At 52.3% G+C, this 22696-nt stretch carries 21 protein-coding genes; 12 read left to right on the forward strand and 9 right to left on the reverse strand.

Annotated features, from left to right (window positions below):
• Positions 1–152: 152 nt before the first annotated feature.
• Complete coding sequence (gene syd, locus OGY17_RS07030; protein ID WP_048225351.1) at positions 153–698, reverse strand: SecY-interacting protein; 546 nt, start codon at positions 696–698, stop codon at positions 153–155.
• A 68-nt stretch (positions 699–766) separates the two neighbouring features.
• Between syd and queF the strand changes: the two genes are divergently transcribed.
• The 5 genes from queF (at position 767) to xni (ending at position 7289) form a co-directional block, all read left to right on the forward strand.
• Positions 767–1615 (forward strand): NADPH-dependent 7-cyano-7-deazaguanine reductase QueF, encoded by an 849-nt coding sequence (queF, locus tag OGY17_RS07035; RefSeq protein WP_149607747.1) that lies wholly within the window; start codon positions 767–769, stop codon positions 1613–1615.
• A 113-nt stretch (positions 1616–1728) separates the two neighbouring features.
• Positions 1729–3093, forward strand: a complete 1365-nt coding sequence (ppnN, locus tag OGY17_RS07040) for a nucleotide 5'-monophosphate nucleosidase PpnN (protein ID WP_003034076.1) — start codon at positions 1729–1731, stop codon at positions 3091–3093.
• Positions 3094–3653: 560 nt separating this feature from the next.
• On the forward strand, positions 3654–4943 hold the full coding sequence (locus OGY17_RS07045) for an HAAAP family serine/threonine permease (protein WP_003034073.1): 1290 nt from the start codon (positions 3654–3656) through the stop codon (positions 4941–4943).
• A 53-nt stretch (positions 4944–4996) separates the two neighbouring features.
• Entirely contained in the window at positions 4997–6364 is a 1368-nt protein-coding gene (locus tag OGY17_RS07050; RefSeq protein WP_003034070.1) for an L-serine ammonia-lyase, read from the forward strand.
• A 169-nt stretch (positions 6365–6533) separates the two neighbouring features.
• On the forward strand, positions 6534–7289 hold the full coding sequence (gene xni, locus OGY17_RS07055; RefSeq protein WP_213752691.1) for a flap endonuclease Xni: 756 nt from the start codon (positions 6534–6536) through the stop codon (positions 7287–7289).
• Between the two features lie 76 nt (positions 7290–7365).
• Here xni and fucO read toward each other — a convergent pair whose 3' ends face one another.
• Together fucO and fucA are read right to left on the reverse strand one after the other, a co-directional pair.
• Positions 7366–8514: a lactaldehyde reductase gene (gene fucO / locus OGY17_RS07060; protein ID WP_241176773.1), complete on the reverse strand. Its 1149-nt coding sequence runs from the start codon at positions 8512–8514 to the stop codon at positions 7366–7368.
• An 11-nt stretch (positions 8515–8525) separates the two neighbouring features.
• Complete coding sequence (fucA, locus tag OGY17_RS07065; RefSeq protein ID WP_003825656.1) at positions 8526–9173, reverse strand: L-fuculose-phosphate aldolase; 648 nt, start codon at positions 9171–9173, stop codon at positions 8526–8528.
• 563 nt (positions 9174–9736) lie between these two features.
• Between fucA and fucP the strand changes: the two genes are divergently transcribed.
• The 5 genes from fucP to fucR all read left to right on the forward strand — a co-directional run bounded on the left by fucP (position 9737) and on the right by fucR (position 15590).
• Positions 9737–11047, forward strand: a complete 1311-nt coding sequence (gene fucP, locus OGY17_RS07070) for an L-fucose:H+ symporter permease (RefSeq protein ID WP_008785696.1) — start codon at positions 9737–9739, stop codon at positions 11045–11047.
• Positions 11048–11078: 31 nt separating this feature from the next.
• Positions 11079–12854 (forward strand): L-fucose isomerase, encoded by a 1776-nt coding sequence (fucI, locus tag OGY17_RS07075; protein ID WP_003825648.1) that lies wholly within the window; start codon positions 11079–11081, stop codon positions 12852–12854.
• A 107-nt stretch (positions 12855–12961) separates the two neighbouring features.
• Positions 12962–14380 (forward strand): L-fuculokinase, encoded by a 1419-nt coding sequence (gene fucK / locus OGY17_RS07080; RefSeq protein WP_008785697.1) that lies wholly within the window; start codon positions 12962–12964, stop codon positions 14378–14380.
• 1 nt (position 14381) lies between these two features.
• Positions 14382–14804: an L-fucose mutarotase gene (gene fucU, locus OGY17_RS07085; RefSeq protein ID WP_048225364.1), complete on the forward strand. Its 423-nt coding sequence runs from the start codon at positions 14382–14384 to the stop codon at positions 14802–14804.
• A gap of 57 nt (positions 14805–14861) precedes the next feature.
• Positions 14862–15590, forward strand: a complete 729-nt coding sequence (fucR, locus tag OGY17_RS07090) for an L-fucose operon activator (protein WP_003825642.1) — start codon at positions 14862–14864, stop codon at positions 15588–15590.
• A gap of 35 nt (positions 15591–15625) precedes the next feature.
• Here fucR and rlmM read toward each other — a convergent pair whose 3' ends face one another.
• From rlmM to OGY17_RS07110, 4 genes are all read right to left on the reverse strand, one after another.
• The gene (gene rlmM / locus OGY17_RS07095; protein WP_003034040.1) at positions 15626–16726 is read right to left on the reverse strand and encodes a 23S rRNA (cytidine(2498)-2'-O)-methyltransferase RlmM; all 1101 of its coding nucleotides are present in this window, start codon (positions 16724–16726) and stop codon (positions 15626–15628) included.
• A complete protein-coding gene (locus OGY17_RS07100) occupies positions 16719–17114 on the reverse strand; it encodes a DUF423 domain-containing protein (RefSeq protein ID WP_003034037.1) in 396 nt (131 codons plus the stop codon). Before OGY17_RS07100 ends, rlmM begins: the two co-directional genes overlap by 8 nt.
• Positions 17115–17132: 18 nt before the next feature.
• Positions 17133–18050 carry a glycine cleavage system transcriptional regulator GcvA gene (gcvA, locus tag OGY17_RS07105; RefSeq protein WP_003034035.1) on the reverse strand — a complete coding sequence of 306 codons (918 nt, stop codon included), beginning with the start codon at positions 18048–18050 and terminating at the stop codon, positions 17133–17135.
• Between the two features lie 365 nt (positions 18051–18415).
• Positions 18416–18643, reverse strand: a complete 228-nt coding sequence (locus OGY17_RS07110) for a YgdI/YgdR family lipoprotein (RefSeq protein ID WP_003825635.1) — start codon at positions 18641–18643, stop codon at positions 18416–18418.
• A gap of 192 nt (positions 18644–18835) precedes the next feature.
• Between OGY17_RS07110 and csdA the strand changes: the two genes are divergently transcribed.
• Both csdA and csdE read left to right on the forward strand, forming a co-directional pair.
• Entirely contained in the window at positions 18836–20041 is a 1206-nt protein-coding gene (gene csdA / locus OGY17_RS07115; RefSeq protein ID WP_153752329.1) for a cysteine desulfurase CsdA, read from the forward strand.
• The gene (gene csdE, locus OGY17_RS07120) at positions 20041–20487 is read left to right on the forward strand and encodes a cysteine desulfurase sulfur acceptor subunit CsdE (protein ID WP_057067295.1); all 447 of its coding nucleotides are present in this window, start codon (positions 20041–20043) and stop codon (positions 20485–20487) included. Before csdA ends, csdE begins: the two co-directional genes overlap by 1 nt.
• A 77-nt stretch (positions 20488–20564) precedes the next feature.
• Here the strand turns inward: csdE and tcdA are convergent, their stop codons facing one another.
• Positions 20565–21371, reverse strand: coding sequence for a tRNA cyclic N6-threonylcarbamoyladenosine(37) synthase TcdA (gene tcdA, locus OGY17_RS07125; protein ID WP_286606748.1), 807 nt, complete (start codon positions 21369–21371; stop codon positions 20565–20567).
• Between the two features lie 108 nt (positions 21372–21479).
• The gene (gene mltA, locus OGY17_RS07130) at positions 21480–22577 is read right to left on the reverse strand and encodes a murein transglycosylase A (RefSeq protein WP_103284770.1); all 1098 of its coding nucleotides are present in this window, start codon (positions 22575–22577) and stop codon (positions 21480–21482) included.
• Positions 22578–22696 lie beyond the last annotated feature (119 nt).

The following is a 22696-nucleotide window of genomic DNA, read 5'->3' on the forward strand; positions in this document are numbered from 1 at the left end:
GATTATTTTCGTATGAAAGTTGACAATAAAACACTAACCAATTGAATAATAATAAATTATTATTTTATCAATTCATTAAGTCTTTACTTATCACCTGGCAATGTCCTACAGGGTTTGTAAGAGATCTCTCACAAGGTTCAGGGCAAACTGGATTACAGAACTGGCTTAAGTTGAGTGAGGAATTCCGCAAGTGAGGCCGCCAGCACCGTTCGTTTACGGGTTCCCAGCGTTTCTTTGCACACTTCACCGGACAGATTGCACACCGAAATGACGTCAAGCTCATTATCTTGTGTGGCAATAAAAAGCGTAGGTGATAGCTTGAGGCGCTTTTGCGTAACCAGATGACCAATCAGGTTTTCCTGAACGCGCCTGAAGTCATCTTCACTCCAGGTTTGCAGCAGCGTGAGCTTTTCATCCGCAAACTGCGCGTGCATATCACCAGCAAACTGGGTGGTGTAAAAAGCGTGAACGGCAGGTTGTACCACAATATCAAAGGCCCGTTCAACCGCATTGAGGTTATTTTCGCCGACACAAGGTTGAGGCTGCCAAAATACGGCATCATCTGTGGAAGAAATGATGCACGGAGAAGGTACGCCATACAGCTCTTCGCTGAGCGGCCAACTGTTGTTTTTTTCATGCCATGCGTCGCAATAACGCGTCGTAAAGGCTATCAACGCCTGCGCTGTCAATTCGTCCACTGATTTCTCTCTTCACAAAAGCCAGGATACACTTGTCGCATAGTGTATCTGGTTTATGACGGTGAAACATGTCCTCTTATGAAAATCATCAGGCGCTTAACGGCCTGACACTCGGTAAATCAACGGATTACCGAGACAATTACGATGCAAGTCTGTTGCAGGGCGTTCCGCGCAGCCTGAATCGCGACCCGCTGGATTTAAAGGCCGATAACTTGCCTTTTCACGGTGCGGATATCTGGACGCTGTATGAACTGTCGTGGCTGAATGCCAACGGCTTACCGCAAGTCGCGGTCGGTCACGTGGAACTGGATTACACCAGCGTAAATCTGATTGAGTCGAAAAGCTTTAAGCTTTACCTGAACAGTTTTAACCAGACGCGTTTTGATTCCTGGGACGCGGTACGCCAGACGCTGGAAAACGATCTGCGCGCCTGCGCTCAGGGCGATGTCAGCGTGGCGCTGTACCGCCTTGACGAACTGGAAGGGCAGCCGATAGCCCACTTTAATGGGACCTGTATCGACAATCAGGATATCGTCATCGACAACTATCAGTTCAGCACTGCGTATCTGGAAAATGCCGTGAGCAGTGAAAAGGCAGTCGAAGAGACGCTGGTCAGCCACCTGCTGAAATCCAACTGTCTGATCACCCACCAGCCCGACTGGGGCTCCATACAAATTCAGTATCGTGGACGGAAAATCGACAGAGAGAAGCTGCTGCGTTATCTGGTCTCCTTCCGCCACCATAATGAATTTCATGAGCAGTGCGTGGAACGTATTTTCAATGACATTCTGCGCTTCTGCCAGCCAGAGAAACTGAGCGTCTATGCACGCTACACGCGACGTGGCGGCCTGGACATTAACCCATGGCGCACCAACACCGATTTCACTCCGGCAACCGGTCGTCTGGTACGTCAGTAATCTTTTTTCTCAATTTTGCGTGCCGGATTCCGCGCGCAAGGTTGTGAAAGGTCATAAGCCAGGGCTATTGTAATCAATAGGGAATGACGTGTTGCGTCCCATAAGGAGTTTACTTGATTACACATATTAGCCCGCTTGGCTCAATGGACATGTTGTCGCAGCTGGAAGTCGATATGCTTAAACGCACGGCCAGCAGCGACCTGTATCAACTGTTTCGTAACTGTTCGCTTGCCGTTCTGAACTCCGGCAGTTTGACCGACAACAGTAAAGAACTGCTGTCCCGCTTTGAAAGTTTCGATATTAACGTACTGCGCCGCGAACGAGGCGTGAAGCTGGAACTGATCAACCCACCTGAAGATGCATTTGTTGATGGACGCATTATTCGTGCGCTACAGGCTAACCTGTTTGCCGTACTGCGCGACATTCTGTTCGTCAATGGCCAGATCCATAACGCCGGTCGTTTTCAGCATCTGGATCTCGAAAGCTCGGTGCATATTACCAACCTCGTATTCTCGATCCTGCGTAATGCCCGGGCGCTGCACGTCGGTGAAGCGCCGAACATGGTCGTCTGCTGGGGCGGTCACTCAATCAACGAAAATGAGTACCTGTATGCCCGTCGCGTCGGCACCCAACTGGGTCTGCGCGAACTGAACATCTGTACCGGCTGCGGTCCGGGGGCGATGGAAGCGCCAATGAAAGGCGCCGCGGTCGGCCACGCCCAGCAGCGATACAAAGACAGCCGCTTTATTGGCATGACCGAACCGTCAATCATCGCCGCTGAACCGCCTAACCCGCTGGTAAACGAACTGATCATCATGCCGGACATTGAAAAACGTCTGGAAGCGTTCGTGCGTATCGCTCACGGTATTATCATCTTCCCGGGTGGCGTAGGGACAGCAGAAGAGCTGCTGTATCTGCTGGGGATCCTGATGAATCCGGCCAACAAAGATCAGGTTCTACCGCTGATCCTGACCGGACCAAAAGAGAGTGCGGATTACTTCCGCGTGCTGGACGAATTTATCGTGCACACGCTAGGGGAAGATGCACGTCGCCACTATCGCATTATCATTGACGATGCGGCAGAAGTGGCGCGTCTGATGAAAAAAGCGATGCCGCTGGTGAAAGAAAACCGTCGCGACACAGGAGATGCTTACAGCTTTAACTGGTCGATTCGTATCGCGCCCGATCTGCAGATGCCGTTCGAGCCGTCCCATGAAAACATGGCCAACCTGAAGCTGTACCCGGATCAACCCGTTGAAGTATTGGCCGCCGATTTACGTCGTGCATTCTCCGGTATTGTGGCAGGTAACGTGAAGGAAGTCGGGATCCGCGCTATTGAAGAGTTTGGCCCGTACAAAATCCACGGTGACCGCGAAATGATGCGCCGCATGGACGATCTCCTGCAGGGCTTTGTTGCACAACATCGTATGAAGTTACCGGGCACTGCGTATATCCCTTGCTACGAGATCTGCGCCTAACCTTCAACACCCGCTAGCAGCGCTATAGCGGTGACAGTTTTGTCCATATCAAAGCCGGGTTTGGCGCACTTGCCTCCCGGCTTTTTTTAGTGATACCAGTCACATAGCCCCGACAATCATATAAATACCAGTGATGATTCATTAAAAACAGCGCGTCACGCAAACGATTACCTTGAAAAACCAACCGTGATTTATCTTAGAAAATTATTATTAGTCGCCGAAATCATCTAAAAACAACAGTTTTTACAGCTGAACACGCCTATCTTCGCGCCTTCGCTTTCATGAGATATGTCGTTAATGTTAGCCTTCGCGCCCGTAAATTCGCTTTGACTATTTTTTAACAGATTAATGGCCCAAATTTATCCACATAAAAGGTGGATTATTGCATTTGGGATCCCGATCACTGATACATTCATTACTAAAATGTATCTTTCCGCCCGAAAATTATTACGGCGAAAAATTATATAAAAATCGCTCAACGAATTTCGATTTACAGTCGGGTACTTTCTCATTGGATTGACCCCAAACCCGACTTTTTAAGCTTCCTCCAGGAGAAATAGATGGAAAACACTCAAACCAGCACTATCGTTACGGGCCAGACCCGCAGCGCATGGCGCAAAACAGACACCATGTGGATGCTGGGCCTTTACGGCACGGCGATTGGGGCGGGTGTATTGTTCCTGCCGATTAACGCAGGCGTAGGCGGTATGATCCCGCTGATCATCATGGCGATCCTTGCCTTCCCAATGACCTTCTTTGCACACCGCGGTCTGACTCGCTTTGTGCTGTCCGGTAAAAATCCGGGTGAAGACATCACCGAAGTTGTAGAAGAACACTTTGGTGTTGGTGCAGGTAAACTGATTACCCTGCTCTACTTCTTCGCTATCTACCCGATTCTGTTGGTTTACAGCGTAGCAATCACCAACACGGTTGAAAGCTTCCTGACCCACCAGCTGGCGATTACGCCGCCGCCGCGCGCAATCCTGTCACTGATCCTGATTGTCGGCATGATGACCATCGTGCGCTTCGGTGAGCAGATGATCGTTAAGGCGATGAGCATCCTGGTATTCCCGTTCGTTGCGGCTCTGATGCTGCTGGCGCTGTACCTGATCCCTCAGTGGAGCGGTGCGATTCTGGAAACCATGTCTTTTGACTCTGCGGCAACCACCGGCAACGGCCTGCTGTTGACCCTGTGGCTGGCAATTCCGGTAATGGTGTTCTCCTTCAACCACTCCCCGATCATCTCCTCCTTCGCCGTGGCGAAGCGTGAAGAGTACGGTGATGAAGCAGAGAAAAAATGCTCCAAGATTCTGGCATTCGCTCACATCATGATGGTACTGACCGTTATGTTCTTCGTCTTCAGCTGCGTGTTCAGCCTGACTCCGGCAGACCTGGCAGCAGCGAAAGAGCAGAACATCTCGATTCTGTCTTACCTGGCGAACCACTTTAACGCGCCGATTATTGCCTGGATGGCACCGATCATCGCGATTATCGCTATCACCAAATCCTTCCTGGGCCACTACCTGGGTGCACGTGAAGGCTTCAATGGTATGGTGATTAAGTCTCTGCGTGGCAAAGGCAAATCCATCGAAATCAACAAACTGAACAAAATCACTGCGCTGTTCATGCTGGTAACCACCTGGATTGTGGCGACGCTGAACCCAAGCATCCTCGGCATGATTGAGACCCTGGGTGGCCCAATCATCGCGATGATTCTGTTCCTGATGCCGATGTATGCCATTCAGAAAGTACCGGCAATGCGTAAGTACAGCGGCCATATCAGCAACGTCTTCGTTGTGATTATGGGCCTGATCGCTATCTCCGCTATTTTCTACTCTCTGTTCAGTTAATTCCCCTGCGCCGCTCCTCGGGGCGGCGCACCTCGATACACAATGGACGCCTCATGATTAGCGTATTCGATATTTTCAAAATCGGCATTGGCCCTTCCAGCTCCCACACTGTTGGCCCGATGAAAGCAGGCAAACAATTCACGGATGACCTGATTGCACGCGGAATTCTCACTGACGTAACCCGCGTAGTGGTTGATGTCTATGGCTCTTTATCTCTGACGGGGAAAGGTCACCATACCGACATCGCGATAATTATGGGCCTGGCGGGTAATCTGCCGGATACCGTAGACATTGATGCCATTCCGTCCTTTATCCAGGATGTGAATACTCATGGGCGTTTGCTGCTGGCAGACGGTCAACATGAGGTCGAGTTCCCGGTCGACAAGTGCATGAATTTCCATGCGGACAATCTGTCCCTGCACGAAAACGGGATGCGCATTACCGCACTGGCGGGCGAAAAGGCTATTTACAGCCAGACTTACTATTCCATTGGCGGTGGGTTCATCGTTGATGAAGAACATTTTGGTTTACCGAACAACTCTCCGGTAAACGTGCCATATCCGTATAAATCCGCAGCTGATTTGCAACGTCATTGCCAGGAAACCGGCCTGTCGCTTTCCGGTCTGATGATGCAAAACGAACTGGCGCTGCACAGCAAAGAAGAGCTGGAACAGCACTTTGCTAACGTCTGGGAAGTGATGCGTAGCGGGATTGAACGAGGCATCACTACCGAAGGTGTATTGCCGGGCAAACTGCGCGTTCCGCGTCGTGCTGCTGCGCTGCGTCGCATGCTGGTCAGCAGCGACAAAACCACCACCGACCCGATGGCGGTTGTTGACTGGATCAACATGTTCGCGCTGGCCGTGAACGAAGAAAACGCAGCCGGTGGACGCGTGGTGACTGCACCAACCAACGGTGCATGCGGGATTGTTCCTGCCGTACTGGCGTATTACGACAAGTTTATCCGTGAAGTGAACGCTAACTCGCTGGCACGCTACATGCTGGTCGCGAGCGCCATTGGTTCACTGTACAAGATGAACGCCTCTATCTCTGGTGCCGAAGTCGGTTGTCAGGGTGAAGTTGGCGTCGCCTGCTCCATGGCAGCGGCTGGTCTGGCTGAACTGCTGGGTGGTAGCCCAATGCAGGTGTGCATCGCGGCAGAAATCGGTATGGAACACAACCTGGGTCTGACCTGCGACCCGGTTGCCGGCCAGGTTCAGGTACCGTGCATTGAGCGTAATGCCATTGCTTCGGTTAAAGCGGTGAACGCTGCACGTATGGCGCTGCGCCGTACCAGTGAACCACGCGTGTGCCTCGATAAAGTTATCGAGACCATGTACGAAACCGGTAAAGACATGAACGCCAAATACCGCGAAACCTCTCGTGGTGGTCTGGCGATGAAGATTGTCACCTGCGATTAATTCTCAGCACATTTTCGTATCTGTAGGCCGGATAAGGCGCTCGCCGCATCCGGCTTTTATTGCCTGATGGCGCTTCGCTTATCAGGCTTACGGATAGCGCTCTTTCGCAATGCTCGTCTCCACTCGTCGTGAATGTTACCCTACAGACTAATTTGTTAGGGAGAACACCGTGGCCGTCCACCTGCTCATTGTTGATGCACTGAATCTCATCCGCCGTATTCACGCCGTACAGGGCTCCCCCTGCGTGGAGACATGCCAGCACGCGCTCGATCAGCTGATTGTGCACAGTCAGCCCACGCACGCCGTGGCGGTATTTGATGACGAAGCGCGTAACAGCGGCTGGCGTCACCAACGGTTACCTGACTACAAAGCCGGTCGCCCGCCGATGCCTGACGATTTACACCAGGAAATGCCCGCCTTACGCGCCGCTTTTGAACAGCGCGGCGTCTGCTGCTGGGTATCCAGCGGGAATGAAGCCGATGATTTAGCCGCCACTCTGGCGGTGAAAGTTAGCCAGGCGGGACACCAGGCGACTATCGTCTCAACCGATAAAGGCTACTGTCAGCTACTCTCCCCAACGCTGCGGATTCGCGATTATTTCCAGAAACGCTGGCTGGATGCGCCGTTTATCGAGAAAGAGTTCGGCGTACTGCCGCAACAGTTGCCTGATTACTGGGGACTGGCCGGGATCAGCAGTTCTAAAATACCGGGGGTTGCCGGTATTGGTCCTAAAAGTGCCACACAACTGCTGGCACAGTTTCCAACGCTGGAAGCGCTGTATGAACACCTGGATGATGTACCGGAGAAATGGCGCAAGAAACTCGAAGAACATCGGGAGATGGCGTTTTTGTGCCGCGATATCGCGCGGCTGCAAACAGACTTACATATCGACGGAAACCTACGGCAACTACGGCTGGCGCGGTAGCCTTATTTCCGGATGGCGCTGCGCTTATCCGGCCTACTTATTGTACAACCCTGTAGGCCAGATAAACGCCAGGTGATTACCAGGCGGTATGGTACAGCTCAACGATATCCCCAAGGCTCGCTTCACGCGGATTTCCCCCGGTACAAACATCGTCAAATGCGGCTTGCGCCAGCGCAGGAATATCCTCTTTACGGACGCCAACATCGCGTAGATGCAGTGGGATACCTACATCGCGATTAAGGGCGAAGACGGCATCCACCGCCGCTTTGCGTGCCTCTGCCAGCGTCAGTCCTTCAACCTTAACCCCCATTACCCGGGCGATATCGCGGAATTTTTCCCCGGTGAATTCGGCGTTATAGTGCATCACGTGCGGCAGCAAAATGGCATTCGCGACGCCGTGCGGCGTGTTGTAGAACGCGCCTAACGGGTGTGCCATGCCATGCACTAATCCCAGACCTACGTTGGAGAAACCCATCCCGGCAACGTACTGGCCCAGAGCCATCGCTTCCCCCGCCTGGCTGTCGCCCACAACGGAACCGCGTAATGACCCGGCAATAATTTCGATGGCTTTAATGTGCAGCGCATCGGTAAGCGCCCACGCAGCCCGCGTGATGTAGCCTTCAATGGCATGAGTCAGTGCATCTACGCCAGTAGCCGCTTTTAATGCAGCAGGCATGCCGTCCATCATGTCAGCATCAATGAACGCCACCTGCGGGATGTCATGTGGATCGACACAAACAAACTTACGCCGATTCTCTTCGTCAGTGATCACGTAGTTAATGGTCACTTCCGCCGCCGTTCCCGCAGTGGTTGGTATAGCCATAACTGGCACGCTCGGGAAGCGTGTCGGCGATAACCCTTCAAGGCTGCGTACATCCGCAAACTCCGGGTTATTGTTAATAATGCCAATCGCTTTACAGGTATCCTGCGGGGAGCCACCGCCAATGGCGACCAGATAGTCTGCGCTGCTTTGCTGAAAGACACTCAATCCTTCCTGCACTACCGCAATGGTTGGATTAGGAATAACGCCTGAATAGATTTCCCATGCCAGACCTGCAGCATCCATTCGGGAAGTCACCTTCTCAACAATGCCGCACTGCACCAGATTTTTATCAGTCACAATCAATGCTTTGCGATAACCACGACGAATAACTTCATCGGTTAATGCGCCAACAGCTCCCCGGCCAAACCATGCCGTTTCGTTCAGAATCATTCTGTTCGCCATCGTTTTATCTCCTATTCCTCAATACGCAATCCATATGTTTTGAATTTTTCCAGCACAATAGCGATAGCCTCATCGTCCAGTACCGGAACCGGATCGGTAATCGCCAGCGTGCTGAGATAAAGCTGCGCCAGCACTTCCACTTCATGCGCTAACCACAGGGCTTTTTCCAGATTTTCCTCGCAGGCGATCAGCCCATGATGCTGCAACAGCGTTGCTTTTCGGTTTTTCAGCGCTACCGCAACGTGCTCGGAAAGCTCACGCGTACCAAACGTCGCATATGGCGCACAGGGAATTGAGTTACCGCCAGCCGCCGCAATCATGTAATGGATTGCCGGGATTGGCCGATTGAGAATAGAAACAGCAGTACAATGCACGGCATGATTATGGACCACCGCCTGAGCATCGGGACGCGTCTGATAAGCGGCCATATGGAACCGCCACTCGCTGGAAGGTAATTTCCCTTCTTCGTGCTGCCCCTCAGCGTTGATGTACACTATGTGGGATTCGGTGAGTTTGTCATACGGAATACCCGTCGGGGTAATTAACATCCCGTCCTGGTAACGCACACTTACATTACCCGCAGTCCCCTGATTCAACCCCAGACGGGTCATTTCCAGGCAGGTATTGATAATCTGCCGTGCCAGCGTATTTCGTTCCATTACTTACCTCTCTCAGTGAGTCAAAATGCGACAACAGAACATTGCTAATACCTCGACGCTCTGTTGATTTAAGCGGGTATTTGCTAACTATCATCATGCTGAATAAAGAGAAGGGAATTTTTAGCACTGGATTTTGTGATGTTCATCAACTAATAACGCTGAATAAAAACATGCAGGCATAATATTACAATTGCAAAATGTCCGTTCTTAATAAAACCATTGTAAAACGGTCATTTGCGAATGAATTGTTACCATTGCCCGTTTTCCACTTAACTAATTAATTCGGGCATTATCCCTGTGGCTTTTTAATTTATTTTTCTCAAACGGTCATTGTTTTAAAGAAATTAAAGTGATGATAATCACATAAACCCACACCCTGAGCATAAATGTGACCACCATCATATTAATGGCCGGTTTTTATTTGAAAATGAATTCATGAGTTCATTCATGAAGGCCAATTTTATCTGGCAGGTTACCGGAACTCACCTGGATTAGCAGGTTGGTGAAAATCACCAATCGTACTCTTAAGCCGTTGAACATGCTTATGAACTGATGAGGATGCTATGGGAAACACATCAATACAAACACAAAGTTTTCATGCGGTAGAGCGGGGGCAGACAAAAAATTATGTCATTCCCTTTGCGTTACTCTGTTCACTGTTTTTTCTTTGGGCGGTTGCCAATAATCTTAATGACATTTTATTACCACAATTTCAGCAAGCTTTTACATTAACAAACTTTCAGGCTGGTCTGATTCAATCTGCTTTTTATTTTGGTTATTTCGTCATTCCAATCCCAGCCGGGATCCTGATGAAAAAACTAAGTTATAAAGCAGGCATTATTACCGGATTATTCTTATATGCCATCGGTGCAGCATTATTCTGGCCAGCGGCTGAGGTAATGAATTACACCTTATTCCTGATTGGACTATTTATTATTGCGGCGGGCTTAGGTTGTCTGGAAACGGCTGCCAACCCCTTTGTAACCGTACTGGGCCCGGAAAGCGGCGGTCACTTCCGATTAAATCTCGCGCAAACTTTTAACTCATTTGGTGCCATTATTGCGGTTGTTTTTGGGCAAAGTCTTATTTTGTCTAATGTGCCACATCAATCTCAAGACGTACTCGATAAGATGGCGCCAGAACAGCTAAGCGCCTACAAGCACAGCCTGGTGTTATCGGTTCAAACCCCTTATATGATCATCGTCGCGGTCGTTTTGCTGGTCGCCCTGCTGATCATGTTTACCAAGTTTCCGACCCTGCAAAGTGACGATCACAGTGATAACGCTCAGAGTTCATTCTCCGCGTCCCTTTCCCGCCTGGTGCGCATTCGTCACTGGCGCTGGGCGGTACTGGCGCAGTTCTGCTACGTCGGTGCACAAACTGCCTGCTGGAGCTACCTGATTCGCTACGCAATCGAAGAGATCCCTGGCATGACGCCAGGTTTCGCCGCCAACTACCTGACCGGCACCATGGTGTGCTTCTTTATCGGTCGTTTCTCCGGCACCTGGCTTATCAGTCGCTTTGCGCCGCATAAAGTGCTGGCCGCATATGCCCTGCTTGCCATGATTCTGTGCCTGATTTCCGCCTTCACCGGTGGCCAGATCGGCCTGCTGGCCCTGACGTTGTGCAGCGCATTTATGTCGATTCAGTACCCAACCATTTTTTCTCTGGGGATCAAAAATCTGGGACAAGACACCAAATATGGCTCGTCTTTTATCGTCATGACCATCATTGGCGGCGGCATTGTGACCCCGGTGATGGGCTTTGTCAGCGATGCCGCTGGCAATATCCCGACCGCTGAACTGGTCCCGGCGCTTTGCTTCGCCATCATCTTTATTTTTGCCCGCTTCCGTTCACAAACGGCAGCCAACTGAATATTTATCCGAATAACGTGAGGAATCTGTGATGAAAAAAATCAGCTTACCAAAAATTGGTATTCGCCCGGTTATTGACGGACGTCGTATGGGTGTACGTGAGTCGCTCGAAGAGCAAACCATGAATATGGCTAAAGCTACCGCAGCGCTTATCACTGAAAAACTTCGTCATGCCTGCGGCGCACAAATTGAATGTGTGATTGCCGATACCTGTATCGCCGGCATGGCGGAATCCGCAGCCTGTGAAGAAAAATTCAGCAGCCAGAATGTTGGCGTGACGATTACCGTTACCCCATGTTGGTGCTACGGCAGTGAAACCATCGACATGGATCCGATGCGCCCGAAAGCGATCTGGGGCTTCAACGGCACGGAACGTCCGGGGGCGGTTTACCTGGCCGCCGCACTGGCAGCTCACAGCCAAAAAGGCCTTCCTGCCTTCTCCATCTATGGTCATGACGTACAGGATGCAGACGACACATCTATCCCTGCCGATGTTGAAGAAAAACTGCTGCGCTTTGCCCGTGCCGGCTTAGCGGTCGCCAGTATGAAAGGGAAAAGCTACCTGTCTGTCGGTGGTGTATCAATGGGCATCGCCGGTTCTATCGTCGACCATAACTTCTTTGAATCCTGGCTGGGTATGAAGGTGCAGGCGGTTGATATGACCGAGCTGCGTCGTCGCATTGACCAGAAAATCTATGATGAAACCGAGCTGGAAATGGCGCTGGCGTGGGCGGACAAAAACTTCCGCTACGGCGAAGATCAGAACGCGCAGCAATATAAGCGTAACGCTGAACAAAGCCGCGCAGTGCTGAAAGAAAGCCTGCTGATGGCTATGTGCATTCGCGACATGATGCAGGGTAACAAAAAGCTGGCAGACAAAGGTCTGGTCGAAGAATCCCTGGGCTATAACGCGATCGCCGCGGGCTTCCAGGGGCAACGTCACTGGACCGATCAATACCCAAATGGCGATACCGCCGAAGCGTTGCTCAACAGTTCCTTTGACTGGAATGGCGTTCGTGAACCGTTCGTTGTCGCAACCGAAAACGACAGCCTGAACGGCGTAGCGATGCTGTTCGGCCATCAACTCACCGGCACGGCCCAGGTCTTTGCCGATGTGCGCACCTACTGGTCGCCAGAGGCGGTTGAACGCGTGACGGGTAAACCGCTGACCGGCCTTGCTGAGCACGGCATCATTCACTTGATTAACTCCGGTTCTGCGGCACTGGACGGTTCCTGCAAACAGCGCGACAGCGAAGGTAAACCGACCATGAAACCACACTGGGAAATCTCGCAGAAAGAGGCGGATGAATGCCTGGCGGCAACCGAATGGTGCCCGGCTATTCACGAATACTTCCGCGGGGGCGGTTACTCATCTCGCTTCCTGACTGAAGGCGGTGTGCCGTTCACCATGAGCCGTATCAACATCATCAAAGGGTTGGGACCGGTGCTGCAAATCGCGGAAGGCTGGAGCGTGGAATTGCCGAAAGATATGCACGACCAGCTTGATGCGCGTACCAACTCCACATGGCCAACCACCTGGTTTGCTCCGCGCTTAACCGGCAAGGGCCCGTTCAGCGACGTCTATTCCGTCATGGCTAACTGGGGCGCTAACCACGGGGTGCTGACGATTGGTCACGTAGGTGCGGACTTTATCACTCTGGCCGCCATGCTACGTATCCCGGTGTGCATGCACAACGTGGAAGACGAGAAAATTTATCGTCCTTCCTCCTGGGCCGCCCACGGTATGGATACGGAAGGTCAGGATTACCGCGCTTGTCAGAACTACGGTCCGCTGTATAAGCGTTAAACATCGAGCGATTGCCTGATGGCGGCGCGGCCTACGAAGCACACGGTTTTGTAGGCCGGATAAGGCGAAGCCGCCATCCGGCAATAGGTAATCTCCCAGGAGCAATTATGAAACAAGAGGTTATTCTGGTTCTCGACTGTGGCGCGACCAACGTACGGGCCATTGCCGTTGACCGACAGGGAAAGATTGTCGCCCGCGCAGCGACCCCGAACGCCAGTGACATCGCCGCAGAAAACAGTGCCTGGCACCAATGGTCGCTGGAGGCCATTCTGCAGCGCTTTGCCGACTGCTGTCAGCGGCTTTCCTCACAATTGGCCGCCTGCCAAATTCGCGGGATCGCCGTCACCACCTTCGGCGTGGATGGCGCGCTGGTGGATAAGAACGGCAAACAACTGTACCCGGTGATCAGCTGGAAATGCCCACGTACCGCAGCGGTAATGGAGAATATCCATCGCTACATGTCACCGCAGCAACTGCAGGAAATCTCCGGCGTTGGGGCGTTTAGCTTCAATACGCTGTACAAACTGGTGTGGCTGAAAGAGAACCACCCGCAATTACTGGAACAGGCGCACGCCTGGCTGTTTATCTCGTCGCTTATCAACCAACGTTTAACCGGCGAGTTCACAACTGACATCACCATGGCGGGAACCAGCCAGATGCTGGATATCCAGCAACGTGATTTCAGCCAGGACATTTTGCAGGCAACAGGCATACCGCGTCGCCTGTTTCCGCGCCTGGTTGAAGCAGGCGAACAAATTGGGGTACTGCAACGCGAGGCCGCCAGCCAGCTCGGACTTCCAGAGGGTATTCCAGTCATCTCTGCCGGACACGACACACAGTTTGCGCTATTTGGCGCAGGAGCCCAACAGGATGAACCGGTACTCTCTTCCGGCACATGGGAAATTCTGATGGTACGCAGTGCGCAGGTAAATACCTCCCTGCTCAGTCATTATGCGGGCTCCACCTGTGAGCTGGATAGTCAGGCTGGGCTTAACAATCCCGGTATGCAGTGGCTGGCCTCCGGTGTGCTTGAATGGGTTCGTAAGCTGTTATGGACCGCGGACACGCCCTGGCAAACGTTGATTGATGAAGCTCGGGATATTCCCGCTGGTGCCGAAGGGGTGAAGATGCACTGCGACCTGCTGGCCTGTCAGAATGCGGGCTGGCAAGGGGTTACCCTCAATACTACCCGTGGACACTTTTATCGCGCCGCGCTGGAAGGACTGACAGAACAGCTGCAGCGGAATCTGCAAACGCTGGAAAAAATCGGCCATTTCCAGGCCACTGAACTGCTATTAGTTGGCGGGGGCAGCCGCAACATCTTGTGGAACCAAATCAAAGCGAACGTTCTCGGGATCCCTGTCAAAGTGCTGGATGATGCCGAAACCACCGTGGCAGGCGCCGCAATGTTTGCCTGGTCAGGCATCGGGGAATTTACCTCCCCGGAGCAGGCGCGCGAACAGGTGCGCTATCAGTACCGTTACTTCTATCCGCAAACCGAATCCGAACTCACAGGAGTCGAGTAACATGCTTAAAACGATATCTCCCTTAATTTCCCCCGACTTACTGAAAGTGCTGGCCGAAATGGGACACGGCGATGAGATTATCTTTTCCGATGCCCACTTCCCGGCCAACAGCATGGGGCCGCAGGTCATCCGCGCTGACGGTCTGCTGGTCAGCGATCTACTGCGGGCGCTTATTCCGCTATTTGAACTGGACAGCTACGCCCCACCGCTGGTGATGATGGCTGCGGTTGAAGGCGACACTCTCGATCCTGATGTTGAGGCTCGCTATCGTCAGGCACTTTCATTACAGACCCCCTGCCCGGATATCACGCGTATTGACCGCTTTGCCTTTTACGAACGAGCACAAAAGGCGTTTGCGATCGTTATCACAGGAGAGCGGGCAAAGTACGGGAATATTCTTTTAAAAAAAGGGGTAACGCCGTAATCTCTGGTCAGAATGCCCGTCAGGTACGGGCATTCATCATTAGATGAGGATCAGAACATGAAAGCGGCGCGCCAGCAGGCAATCGTAGATCTGCTTACTAACCACAAAAGCCTGACAACCGAAGCCCTGGCTTTGCAGCTTAACGTCAGCAAAGAGACCATCCGCCGCGATCTCAGCGAGTTACAGACCCAGGGAAAAGTGTTACGCAACCACGGTCGGGCCAAAGTTATTCACCGGGAAAATCAGGACAGCGGTGACCCATTTCATATTCGACTCAAAAGCCACTATGCGCACAAAGCGGATATCGCCCGTGAAGCGTTGGCATGGATCGAAGAAGGTATGGTGATTGCCTTAGACGCCAGCTCTACCTGCTGGTATCTTGCGCGACAGTTACCGGACATCAACATTCACGTTTTTACCAACAGCCAGCCCATCTGCCAGGAATTGGCTAAACGTGAACATATTCAGCTTATCAGCTCCGGCGGTCGCCTTGAGCGCAAATACGGTTGCTACGTTAATCCCTCGCTTATCTCGCAGCTAAAACCACTCGAGATTGACCTGTTTATTTTTTCCTGCGAAGGGATCGACAGCGACGGTGCGCTCTGGGACTCAAATGCAACCAACGCAGACTTCAAATCCATTCTGCTTAAGCGTGCATCGCAGTCTTTATTACTGATCGATAAAAGTAAATTTAATCGTTCGGGAGAGGCCAGAATTGGGCATCTGGATGATGTGACGCATATTGTTTCAGATACACAGCTGATTGAAGCAATCCAGGCCGAATAGGGCGATTACGCCGCCATCCGGCCTGGGTCGTAGCCTTATCGCTCGTCGCGACGACCGCCGACGGCAGCCCACAGACGACGTACGTGAACGGTTACTTCTTCACGGTCATGATACAGCTGACGCGCCTGAATCTGGGCATTTACACCATGTTCATCAAGCTGGGCCTGAATGTAAGCCAGGTTCTGTGATACCTCTTCGTAGCGTTTTTTCATCGGCAGCTTGAGGTTGAAGATCGTCTCACGACACCAGCCGTTGACCAGCCATTGTGCCATCAGCGCGGCAACCTTCGCCGGCTTCTCCACCATGTCACAGACCATCCACGAAATGTTATTGCGATTCGGCCGGTACTTAAATCCGTCTTCACGTAGCCAGGTGACCTGCCCGGTATCCATCAGGCTTTGCGCCATCGGACCGTTATCCACGGAGTAAACCCACATATTGCGTTTAACCAGCTGATAGGTCCATCCGCCCGGGCAGGCGCCTAAATCCACCGCATACATTCCGTTCGCCAGACGCTCATCCCATTCATCGGCAGGGATAAACACGTGCAGCGCTTCTTCCAGCTTGAGCGTTGAACGGCTCGGCGCATCGGCTGGAAACTTCAGACGCGGAATCCCCATGTAAAACGGTGAGTTATTGTCAGGCCAGGAATAGCCGGTATAACAACAGCCAGGGGCGATAAAGAAGACGTGAACCACCGGACGCTTTGGCGTTTCATACTTTGCCAGTACGCCCGCTTCGCGCAGCGCTGCACGCAACGGTACGGTAAATTTACGGCAAAATTTAACCAGCTCTTTGCTTTCATTGGTGTCGGCAACTTCTACTCGCAGATCGCCACCCTTTTCCACCACTCCCTGCAACATGCCAACGATCGGTGTAATACGATCTTCCGGCGGTAAGTATTGCAGCAGCTCGCCCACCACAAACATTTGACGAGCAAAAATCAGCGAACTAAACGGCAGCTCTTTCACTAACTTTTCAGCATCGTCCTGCTGATAGCATTCGAAGATGACGTAACCCGCATTGTCTTTCACGCGGGCAAAACCGAAGATTTCCCGGCGTCCTGCTTTATCCGTAATTTCTGCGGCGCACTCTTTTTCAAAACCTGGGCGACACAACAATACAACCTTATTCATGGCTAACGCCCTTACGTTTCAATCGAATAGCGCCCACTAACATCAGCGCCCAGCCTACGAGGAAGCTGAAGCCGCCGACAGGGGTAACAAACGCCCACAGGCGTAAATGAGAGAGCGCGAGACAATACAGGCTGCCGCTAAACAGCACTGTACCTAATGCCAGAAACACGCTACTCCAGTAAAACCAAATACTAATGCGCCGTTGCATGGCGACGGCCAGGCCAAAGATAGCCAGCGTATGAAACGCCTGATACTCAAGGCCGGTCTGAATCCACCCCATTTCAACAACACCGAGGGTTTTGCTCAGAACATGTGCCCCAAAGGCGCCCAACGCCACAAAGATAAAGCCACTTACGGCGGCAAAAATCAGCATAAAACGGCTGGTCATTTGAATACCCTACGTAAATTATTGTTCATAACGAAAGCGGAATTTTTCTTGTTCCGTGGCCGCTTTCGCCAGAATCCACTGACGGAAGGCGGCTATTTTACCCAGTTCTGCCTGACTGTCATGACAAACCAGATAAAATGCGTTTTTGCTGACCAGAACATCGTTAAACGGACAGACCAGACGTCCGGCTTCAATTTCGGACTGCGCCATGACGTTGTTAGCCAGCGCGATCCCCTGTCCATGGATTGCAGCCTGTAGCACCATGGCGCTATGGCTGAAGATAGGTCCCTGCTGCACGTTGATATGATTCAGGCCAAGCTGGCGCGTATAGGCTTGCCAGTCTCGCCGCGACGCATCATGCAATAAAGTGTGTTTTGCCAGGTCGTCCGGTGTCTTTAGCGGTTTATCACCGGTAAGCAACAGCGGAGAGCAGACCGGCAATAAATATTCTGCGTACAATTTTTCAACGCGCAGACCCGGCCAGTTACCGCGTCCGTAGAAAATCGCCACATCAACATCATCAGCCAGTTTGTCTTCCTGACGGTCCACCGCCTGGATCCTGACATCGATTCCCGGATAAGCTGAGTTAAAGCTAGAGAGTCTGGGCACCAGCCATTGGATCGCAAAACTGGGCAATAAACTAACGGTAAGCGCACCTTTTGCACTGCGTGCCTGAAGTTTACGCGTCGCGTCGGTTAATTGCGAAAAAATCTCTTTAATGTCGAGAAAGTAGCTTTGACCTTCTTCCGTTAACAGCAAAGATCGATTGCGTCGACGAAACAGTTTTAGCCCCAAAAAATCCTCAAGTGACTTGATTTGGTGACTTACTGCGGCCTGCGTCACAAAAAGCTCTTCTGCTGCGCGAGTAAAGCTTAAATGACGCGCTGCAGCATCAAAAACACGTAACGCATTTAAGGGTGGTAATCGTTTTGACATGACTTTTAGGCTTTGATGTTAAATGAATTTAACAATTAGCTAACAGGCTGTAACCTATTAGTTTTTTTTATCTGAGCCATTATAAATTGTCCGTTGAGGTTCTACCAGCAAATACCTATAGTGGCGGCACTTCCTGAAGCCGGAACGAAAAGTTTTATCGGAATGCGTGTTCTGGTGGGCTTTTGGCTTACGGTTGTGATGTTGTGTTGTTGTGTTTGCAATTGGTCTGCGATTCAGACCATGGTAGCAAAGCTACCCTTTTTCACTTCCTGTACATTTACCCTGTCTGTCCATAGTGATTAATGTAGCACCGCCAAATTGCGGTGCTTTTTTTTGTCCACGTTTCGTCGATGGCCGACCGGCTATTATTGCTCCAGTTCTACCATCTCTTTCACGTCAGTGCGGTTAATCTGCTGTTTGTTGCCGTTAGCGTCTTTATACGAAATCATCCCCGTCTCATTATCGGTCTGTGGTTTACCATCAGCTACGATTGATCGACCATCATTGGTGTGCATCACGTAATTCGAACCAGAACAGGCGCTCAGGGCAAAAGTCAGCATACAGGCAGAAATAATGGCGGCAGTCTTTTTCATCTTCTTCTCCTTAAAGCGATTTATGCTATTAAAAACATACTCCGTAACAGGCAAAATTGTTCGCCTAACGCTATTTAGCATAAGACACTGAACGGGCTTTGCCAGGATATCCAGAGTATTCCGATGGTTAGCACAACCCTTGTATCAATGCCCTTTTTGCGCCACGATCGGTTTACTGAACTGAGGAATACCATGAACGCTTTTAACCCCGCGCAGTTTCGCGCACAATTTCCCGCACTCAACGATGCTGGCGTCTATCTCGACAGTGCTGCTACGGCGCTGAAGCCACAGGCGGTCATTGAAGCTACCCATCAGTTTTATAGCCTGAGTGCCGGGAACGTCCATCGCAGCCAGTTTGCTGAAGCCCAGCGCCTGACCGCACGCTATGAAGCCGCGCGGGAAAAAGTCGCACACCTGATTAATGCGTCGGATGACAAAACCATCGTCTGGACCCGCGGCACAACGGAAGCGATCAACATGGTTGCCCAAAGCTATGCGCGTCCACGCCTTCAACCGGGTGATGAGATTATCGTTAGCGCAGCGGAACATCACGCCAACCTCGTTCCCTGGCTGATGGTCGCGGAGCAAACGGGGGCTAAGGTCGTCAAACTCCCACTCAACCCCCATTTGTTGCCAGACGTTGAGATCCTCACGCAGCTCATCACCCCGCGCAGCCGCATTCTGGCGCTCGGGCAAATGTCGAACGTCACCGGTGGCTGCCCGGATCTGGCCCGCGCCATTACGCTCGCCCATGCGGCTGGCATGGTGGTGATGGTTGATGGTGCCCAGGGGATTGTGCATTACCCTGCCGATGTACAGCAGTTGGATATTGATTTCTATGCGTTTTCAGGCCACAAGCTATATGGCCCCACCGGTATTGGCGTGCTGTACGGTAAGCCGGAACTGCTGGAAGCCATGTCTCCCTGGCTTGGGGGCGGTAAGATGATTAGCGAAGTCAGTTTTGACGGTTTCACCACTCAGCCCGCACCATGGAAGCTGGAAGCCGGTACGCCTAACGTTGCAGGCGTTATCGGGCTAAGCGCGGCGCTCGAATGGCTGGCGGACGTCGACGTTGCGCAGGCCGAAAACTGGAGCCGGGGTCTGGCGACGCTGGCAGAAGATGCCCTGGCGAAACGCCCTGGCTTTCGTTCCTTCCGCTGCCAGGACTCCAGTCTGTTAGCCTTTGATTTCGCGGGTGTTCATCACAGCGATATGGTCACTCTATTGGCCGAATATGGCATTGCGCTGCGCGCGGGGCAACACTGCGCACAACCGCTGCTGGCGGAACTTGGCGTATCCGGAACACTACGCGCCTCATTTGCCCCTTATAATACCCAAAGCGATGTGGATGCGTTGGTCGCAGCCGTCGACCGCGCGCTGGAAATATTGGTGGATTAATGACAAGCCCTCAGTTCGCCGGACACCCGTTTGGCACAACCGTAACCGAAGAGACGTTACGCAATACCTTTATCCCGCTTACTCAGTGGGAAGATAAATATCGCCAGCTGATTCTGCTGGGTAAGCAGTTGCCGGCGCTCCCGGATGCGCTAAAGGCGCAGGCCAAAGAAATTGCGGGCTGCGAAAACCGCGTCTGGCTGGGGCATACTCTTCATGAGAATGGCACTCTGCATTTCTTCGGCGACAGCGAAGGTCGAATAGTACGCGGGCTGTTGGCGGTATTACTCACCGCGGTCGAAGGTAAAACGGCAGCCGAATTACTGGCGCGTGCGCCGATGGCGTTATTTGACGAACTGGGTTTACGCGCTCAGCTCAGCGCCTCGCGTAGCCAGGGACTACATGCTCTGAACGAGGCGATTCTCGAGGCGGCCCAGAAAGCCGGATGACGACGCTGATACGTCTTATCCGGCCTACAACACTGCACGAACCGTAGGTCGGATAAGCGTAGCGACATCCGACACAATCAGGCCTGACGCGCGGCCTTCGCCATCATCTTCTTCAGCGCATGGGAGACAGCAACAAAGCCAAATGTGGCTGTCACCATGGTGGCCGCGCCAAACCCGGACGCGCAATCCATACGCTTCGGCCCTTCCGCCGTCGCTTTCATCGCACATACCGAGCCATCCGCCTGCGGGTAAACCAGCGCTTCGGTCGAGAACACGCAGTCCACGCCCAGCTTGCCTTTGCTGTTTTTCACCACGCCAAAATCGCTTTTCAGCCGCTCACGTAGCTTGGCCGCCAGCGGATCCTGGATGGTTTTTGCCAAATCAACGACCTGAATCTGCGTAGGATCGATCTGTCCGCCCGCACCACCGGTGGTCACCAGCGGAATGTTGTTACGCCGACAGTACGCGATCAGTGCCGCTTTTGGGCGCACGCTATCAATCGCATCGATGACGTACGAAAATCCCGCATTCATATATTCAGCAACGTTATCTGGCGTAACAAAATCATCGACCACGTTCACCCGGCACTCCGGGTTAATCTGTCGGATACGCTCCGCCATCACTTCAGCTTTTGCCAGACCGACGTTATCACGCAGCGCATGGATCTGGCGGTTTGTATTGGTGACGCACACATCATCCATATCGATGAGTGTGATAGCGCCAATACCGGTTCGCGCCAGCGCTTCCGCCGCCCATGACCCTACTCCACCAATCCCAACAACGCAAACGTGTGATTGGGCAAACAGCTGCAACGCATTTTCGCCATACAGACGTGCCGTACCGCCAAAACGTTGGCGCCAGGCATCGCTAATAACCACAGACATAGAACCTCAAATTCATTAATACCGAGCAGTCTGACTGCCTGATGTCGGCTACGCCTTATCAGGCCTACTCAATAATGTAGGCTTGATAAGCGAAGTGCCATCCCGCCATTAACCGCTGAACACGTTACCCGTACCCGGCGCTGTTTTTAGTACCCATACGCGACCGTAGTGATTATACCACCCGGCACGGTGTCCGGCGTCAGCGCCAATACCCTGATAGATGTCGAAGTGTTGCCCTTTAATAGCCCCACCCACATCTAACGCCACCATCAGGCGCAGTTCGTACTGGCCGGTAAACTTGCCGTTATTGTCCAGTAACGGGACTTCCGCCAGTAACGTTGTGCCCGCAGGAATGATACTACGGTCAGAAGCTACGGACGCGCGGCCAATCAGCGGCACCGCGCTGGCCCCTTTCACCGGAGCAAAAGATTGCGGTTTAAAGAAGACAAACGATGGGTTCTGCTCCAGCAGCTCACGCACTTCGGCTTCGCTGTGCGTTTCACCCCAGTGGCGAATAGCCTGCATCGACATATCTTCTTTTTTCACTTCGCCACGGTCGATAAGCACTTTACCGATACTGCGATAGGCGTGGCCGTTTTTCCCGGCATAGCTAAAGAAGTTGAGCGGGCTGCCATCGCCAAAATCGATGTAACCACTGCCCTGAACATCCATAATGAAGTTATCCATCAGGGAGTTGCTGTATGCCAGAATATAATTGTCGCTTAGCGCGCCCGCGTAGATCTCGGCACGAGAGGGTAAGCGCCCACGTTTTGGCGGCATGCGATAGATAGGATACTGAAACTCGCCCTGGCGCGTATGGCGCGCCTGGATAACCGGTGTGTAGTAACCGGTAAACTGGACGTTACCGTAGTTGTCCGCCCCTTCCATTTGCCAGGCATCAATACCAAACTGGCGCATACTGCGCGTATCACCGCCCGCACGTAACCATTGCTGGATAGCGTTGTAGACGTCGCTCTGGTTGCCGTACAAACGTGGCGAAGCGCTGCGAATTTGATTAACCTGCTCGGCGAAATCACCGGCATTGATTGGCGCGCCAACCGCATCAGGCTGGTTCACCAGTGAGAAAGGCTGGGTAAATTTCCCGTCTTTATACTGCTGCCCACGATCGGTGGGTTTTGAGGAACACGCGGCGAGCATCGCGACTACAGCTCCCGCCAGAAGATATTTTGCCCAACGTCCTTTCATTGTTCTCGTCTTATGTTGCCTGAATGCGAGACGAAGATAACAAACCCCCGAACCTAATGAAATGCGTATACATACCCGAACGCAAATTTTGAGCAAAAAATAATCCAGAATGCGTTGTT

Origin of the sequence: Citrobacter sp. Cpo126, assembly GCF_030332445.1 — a bacterium.
Classification (GTDB): Bacteria; Pseudomonadota; Gammaproteobacteria; order Enterobacterales; family Enterobacteriaceae; genus Citrobacter; species Citrobacter portucalensis.

Coding starts and splice junctions, on each gene's coding strand:
- queF (WP_149607747.1), top strand. CDS start 767: ATGTCCTCTTATGAAAATCATCAGGCGCTTAACGGCCTGACACTCGGT.
- OGY17_RS07045 (WP_003034073.1), top strand. CDS start 3,654: ATGGAAAACACTCAAACCAGCACTATCGTTACGGGCCAGACCCGCAGC.
- OGY17_RS07050 (WP_003034070.1), top strand. CDS start 4,997: ATGATTAGCGTATTCGATATTTTCAAAATCGGCATTGGCCCTTCCAGC.
- fucO (WP_241176773.1), bottom strand. CDS start 8,514: ATGGCGAACAGAATGATTCTGAACGAAACGGCATGGTTTGGCCGGGGA.
- fucA (WP_003825656.1), bottom strand. CDS start 9,173: ATGGAACGAAATACGCTGGCACGGCAGATTATCAATACCTGCCTGGAA.
- fucP (WP_008785696.1), top strand. CDS start 9,737: ATGGGAAACACATCAATACAAACACAAAGTTTTCATGCGGTAGAGCGG.
- fucI (WP_003825648.1), top strand. CDS start 11,079: ATGAAAAAAATCAGCTTACCAAAAATTGGTATTCGCCCGGTTATTGAC.
- fucK (WP_008785697.1), top strand. CDS start 12,962: ATGAAACAAGAGGTTATTCTGGTTCTCGACTGTGGCGCGACCAACGTA.
- fucU (WP_048225364.1), top strand. CDS start 14,382: ATGCTTAAAACGATATCTCCCTTAATTTCCCCCGACTTACTGAAAGTG.
- fucR (WP_003825642.1), top strand. CDS start 14,862: ATGAAAGCGGCGCGCCAGCAGGCAATCGTAGATCTGCTTACTAACCAC.
- rlmM (WP_003034040.1), bottom strand. CDS start 16,726: ATGAATAAGGTTGTATTGTTGTGTCGCCCAGGTTTTGAAAAAGAGTGC.
- OGY17_RS07100 (WP_003034037.1), bottom strand. CDS start 17,114: ATGACCAGCCGTTTTATGCTGATTTTTGCCGCCGTAAGTGGCTTTATC.
- gcvA (WP_003034035.1), bottom strand. CDS start 18,050: ATGTCAAAACGATTACCACCCTTAAATGCGTTACGTGTTTTTGATGCT.
- OGY17_RS07110 (WP_003825635.1), bottom strand. CDS start 18,643: ATGAAAAAGACTGCCGCCATTATTTCTGCCTGTATGCTGACTTTTGCC.
- csdA (WP_153752329.1), top strand. CDS start 18,836: ATGAACGCTTTTAACCCCGCGCAGTTTCGCGCACAATTTCCCGCACTC.
- csdE (WP_057067295.1), top strand. CDS start 20,041: ATGACAAGCCCTCAGTTCGCCGGACACCCGTTTGGCACAACCGTAACC.
- tcdA (WP_286606748.1), bottom strand. CDS start 21,371: ATGTCTGTGGTTATTAGCGATGCCTGGCGCCAACGTTTTGGCGGTACG.
- mltA (WP_103284770.1), bottom strand. CDS start 22,577: ATGAAAGGACGTTGGGCAAAATATCTTCTGGCGGGAGCTGTAGTCGCG.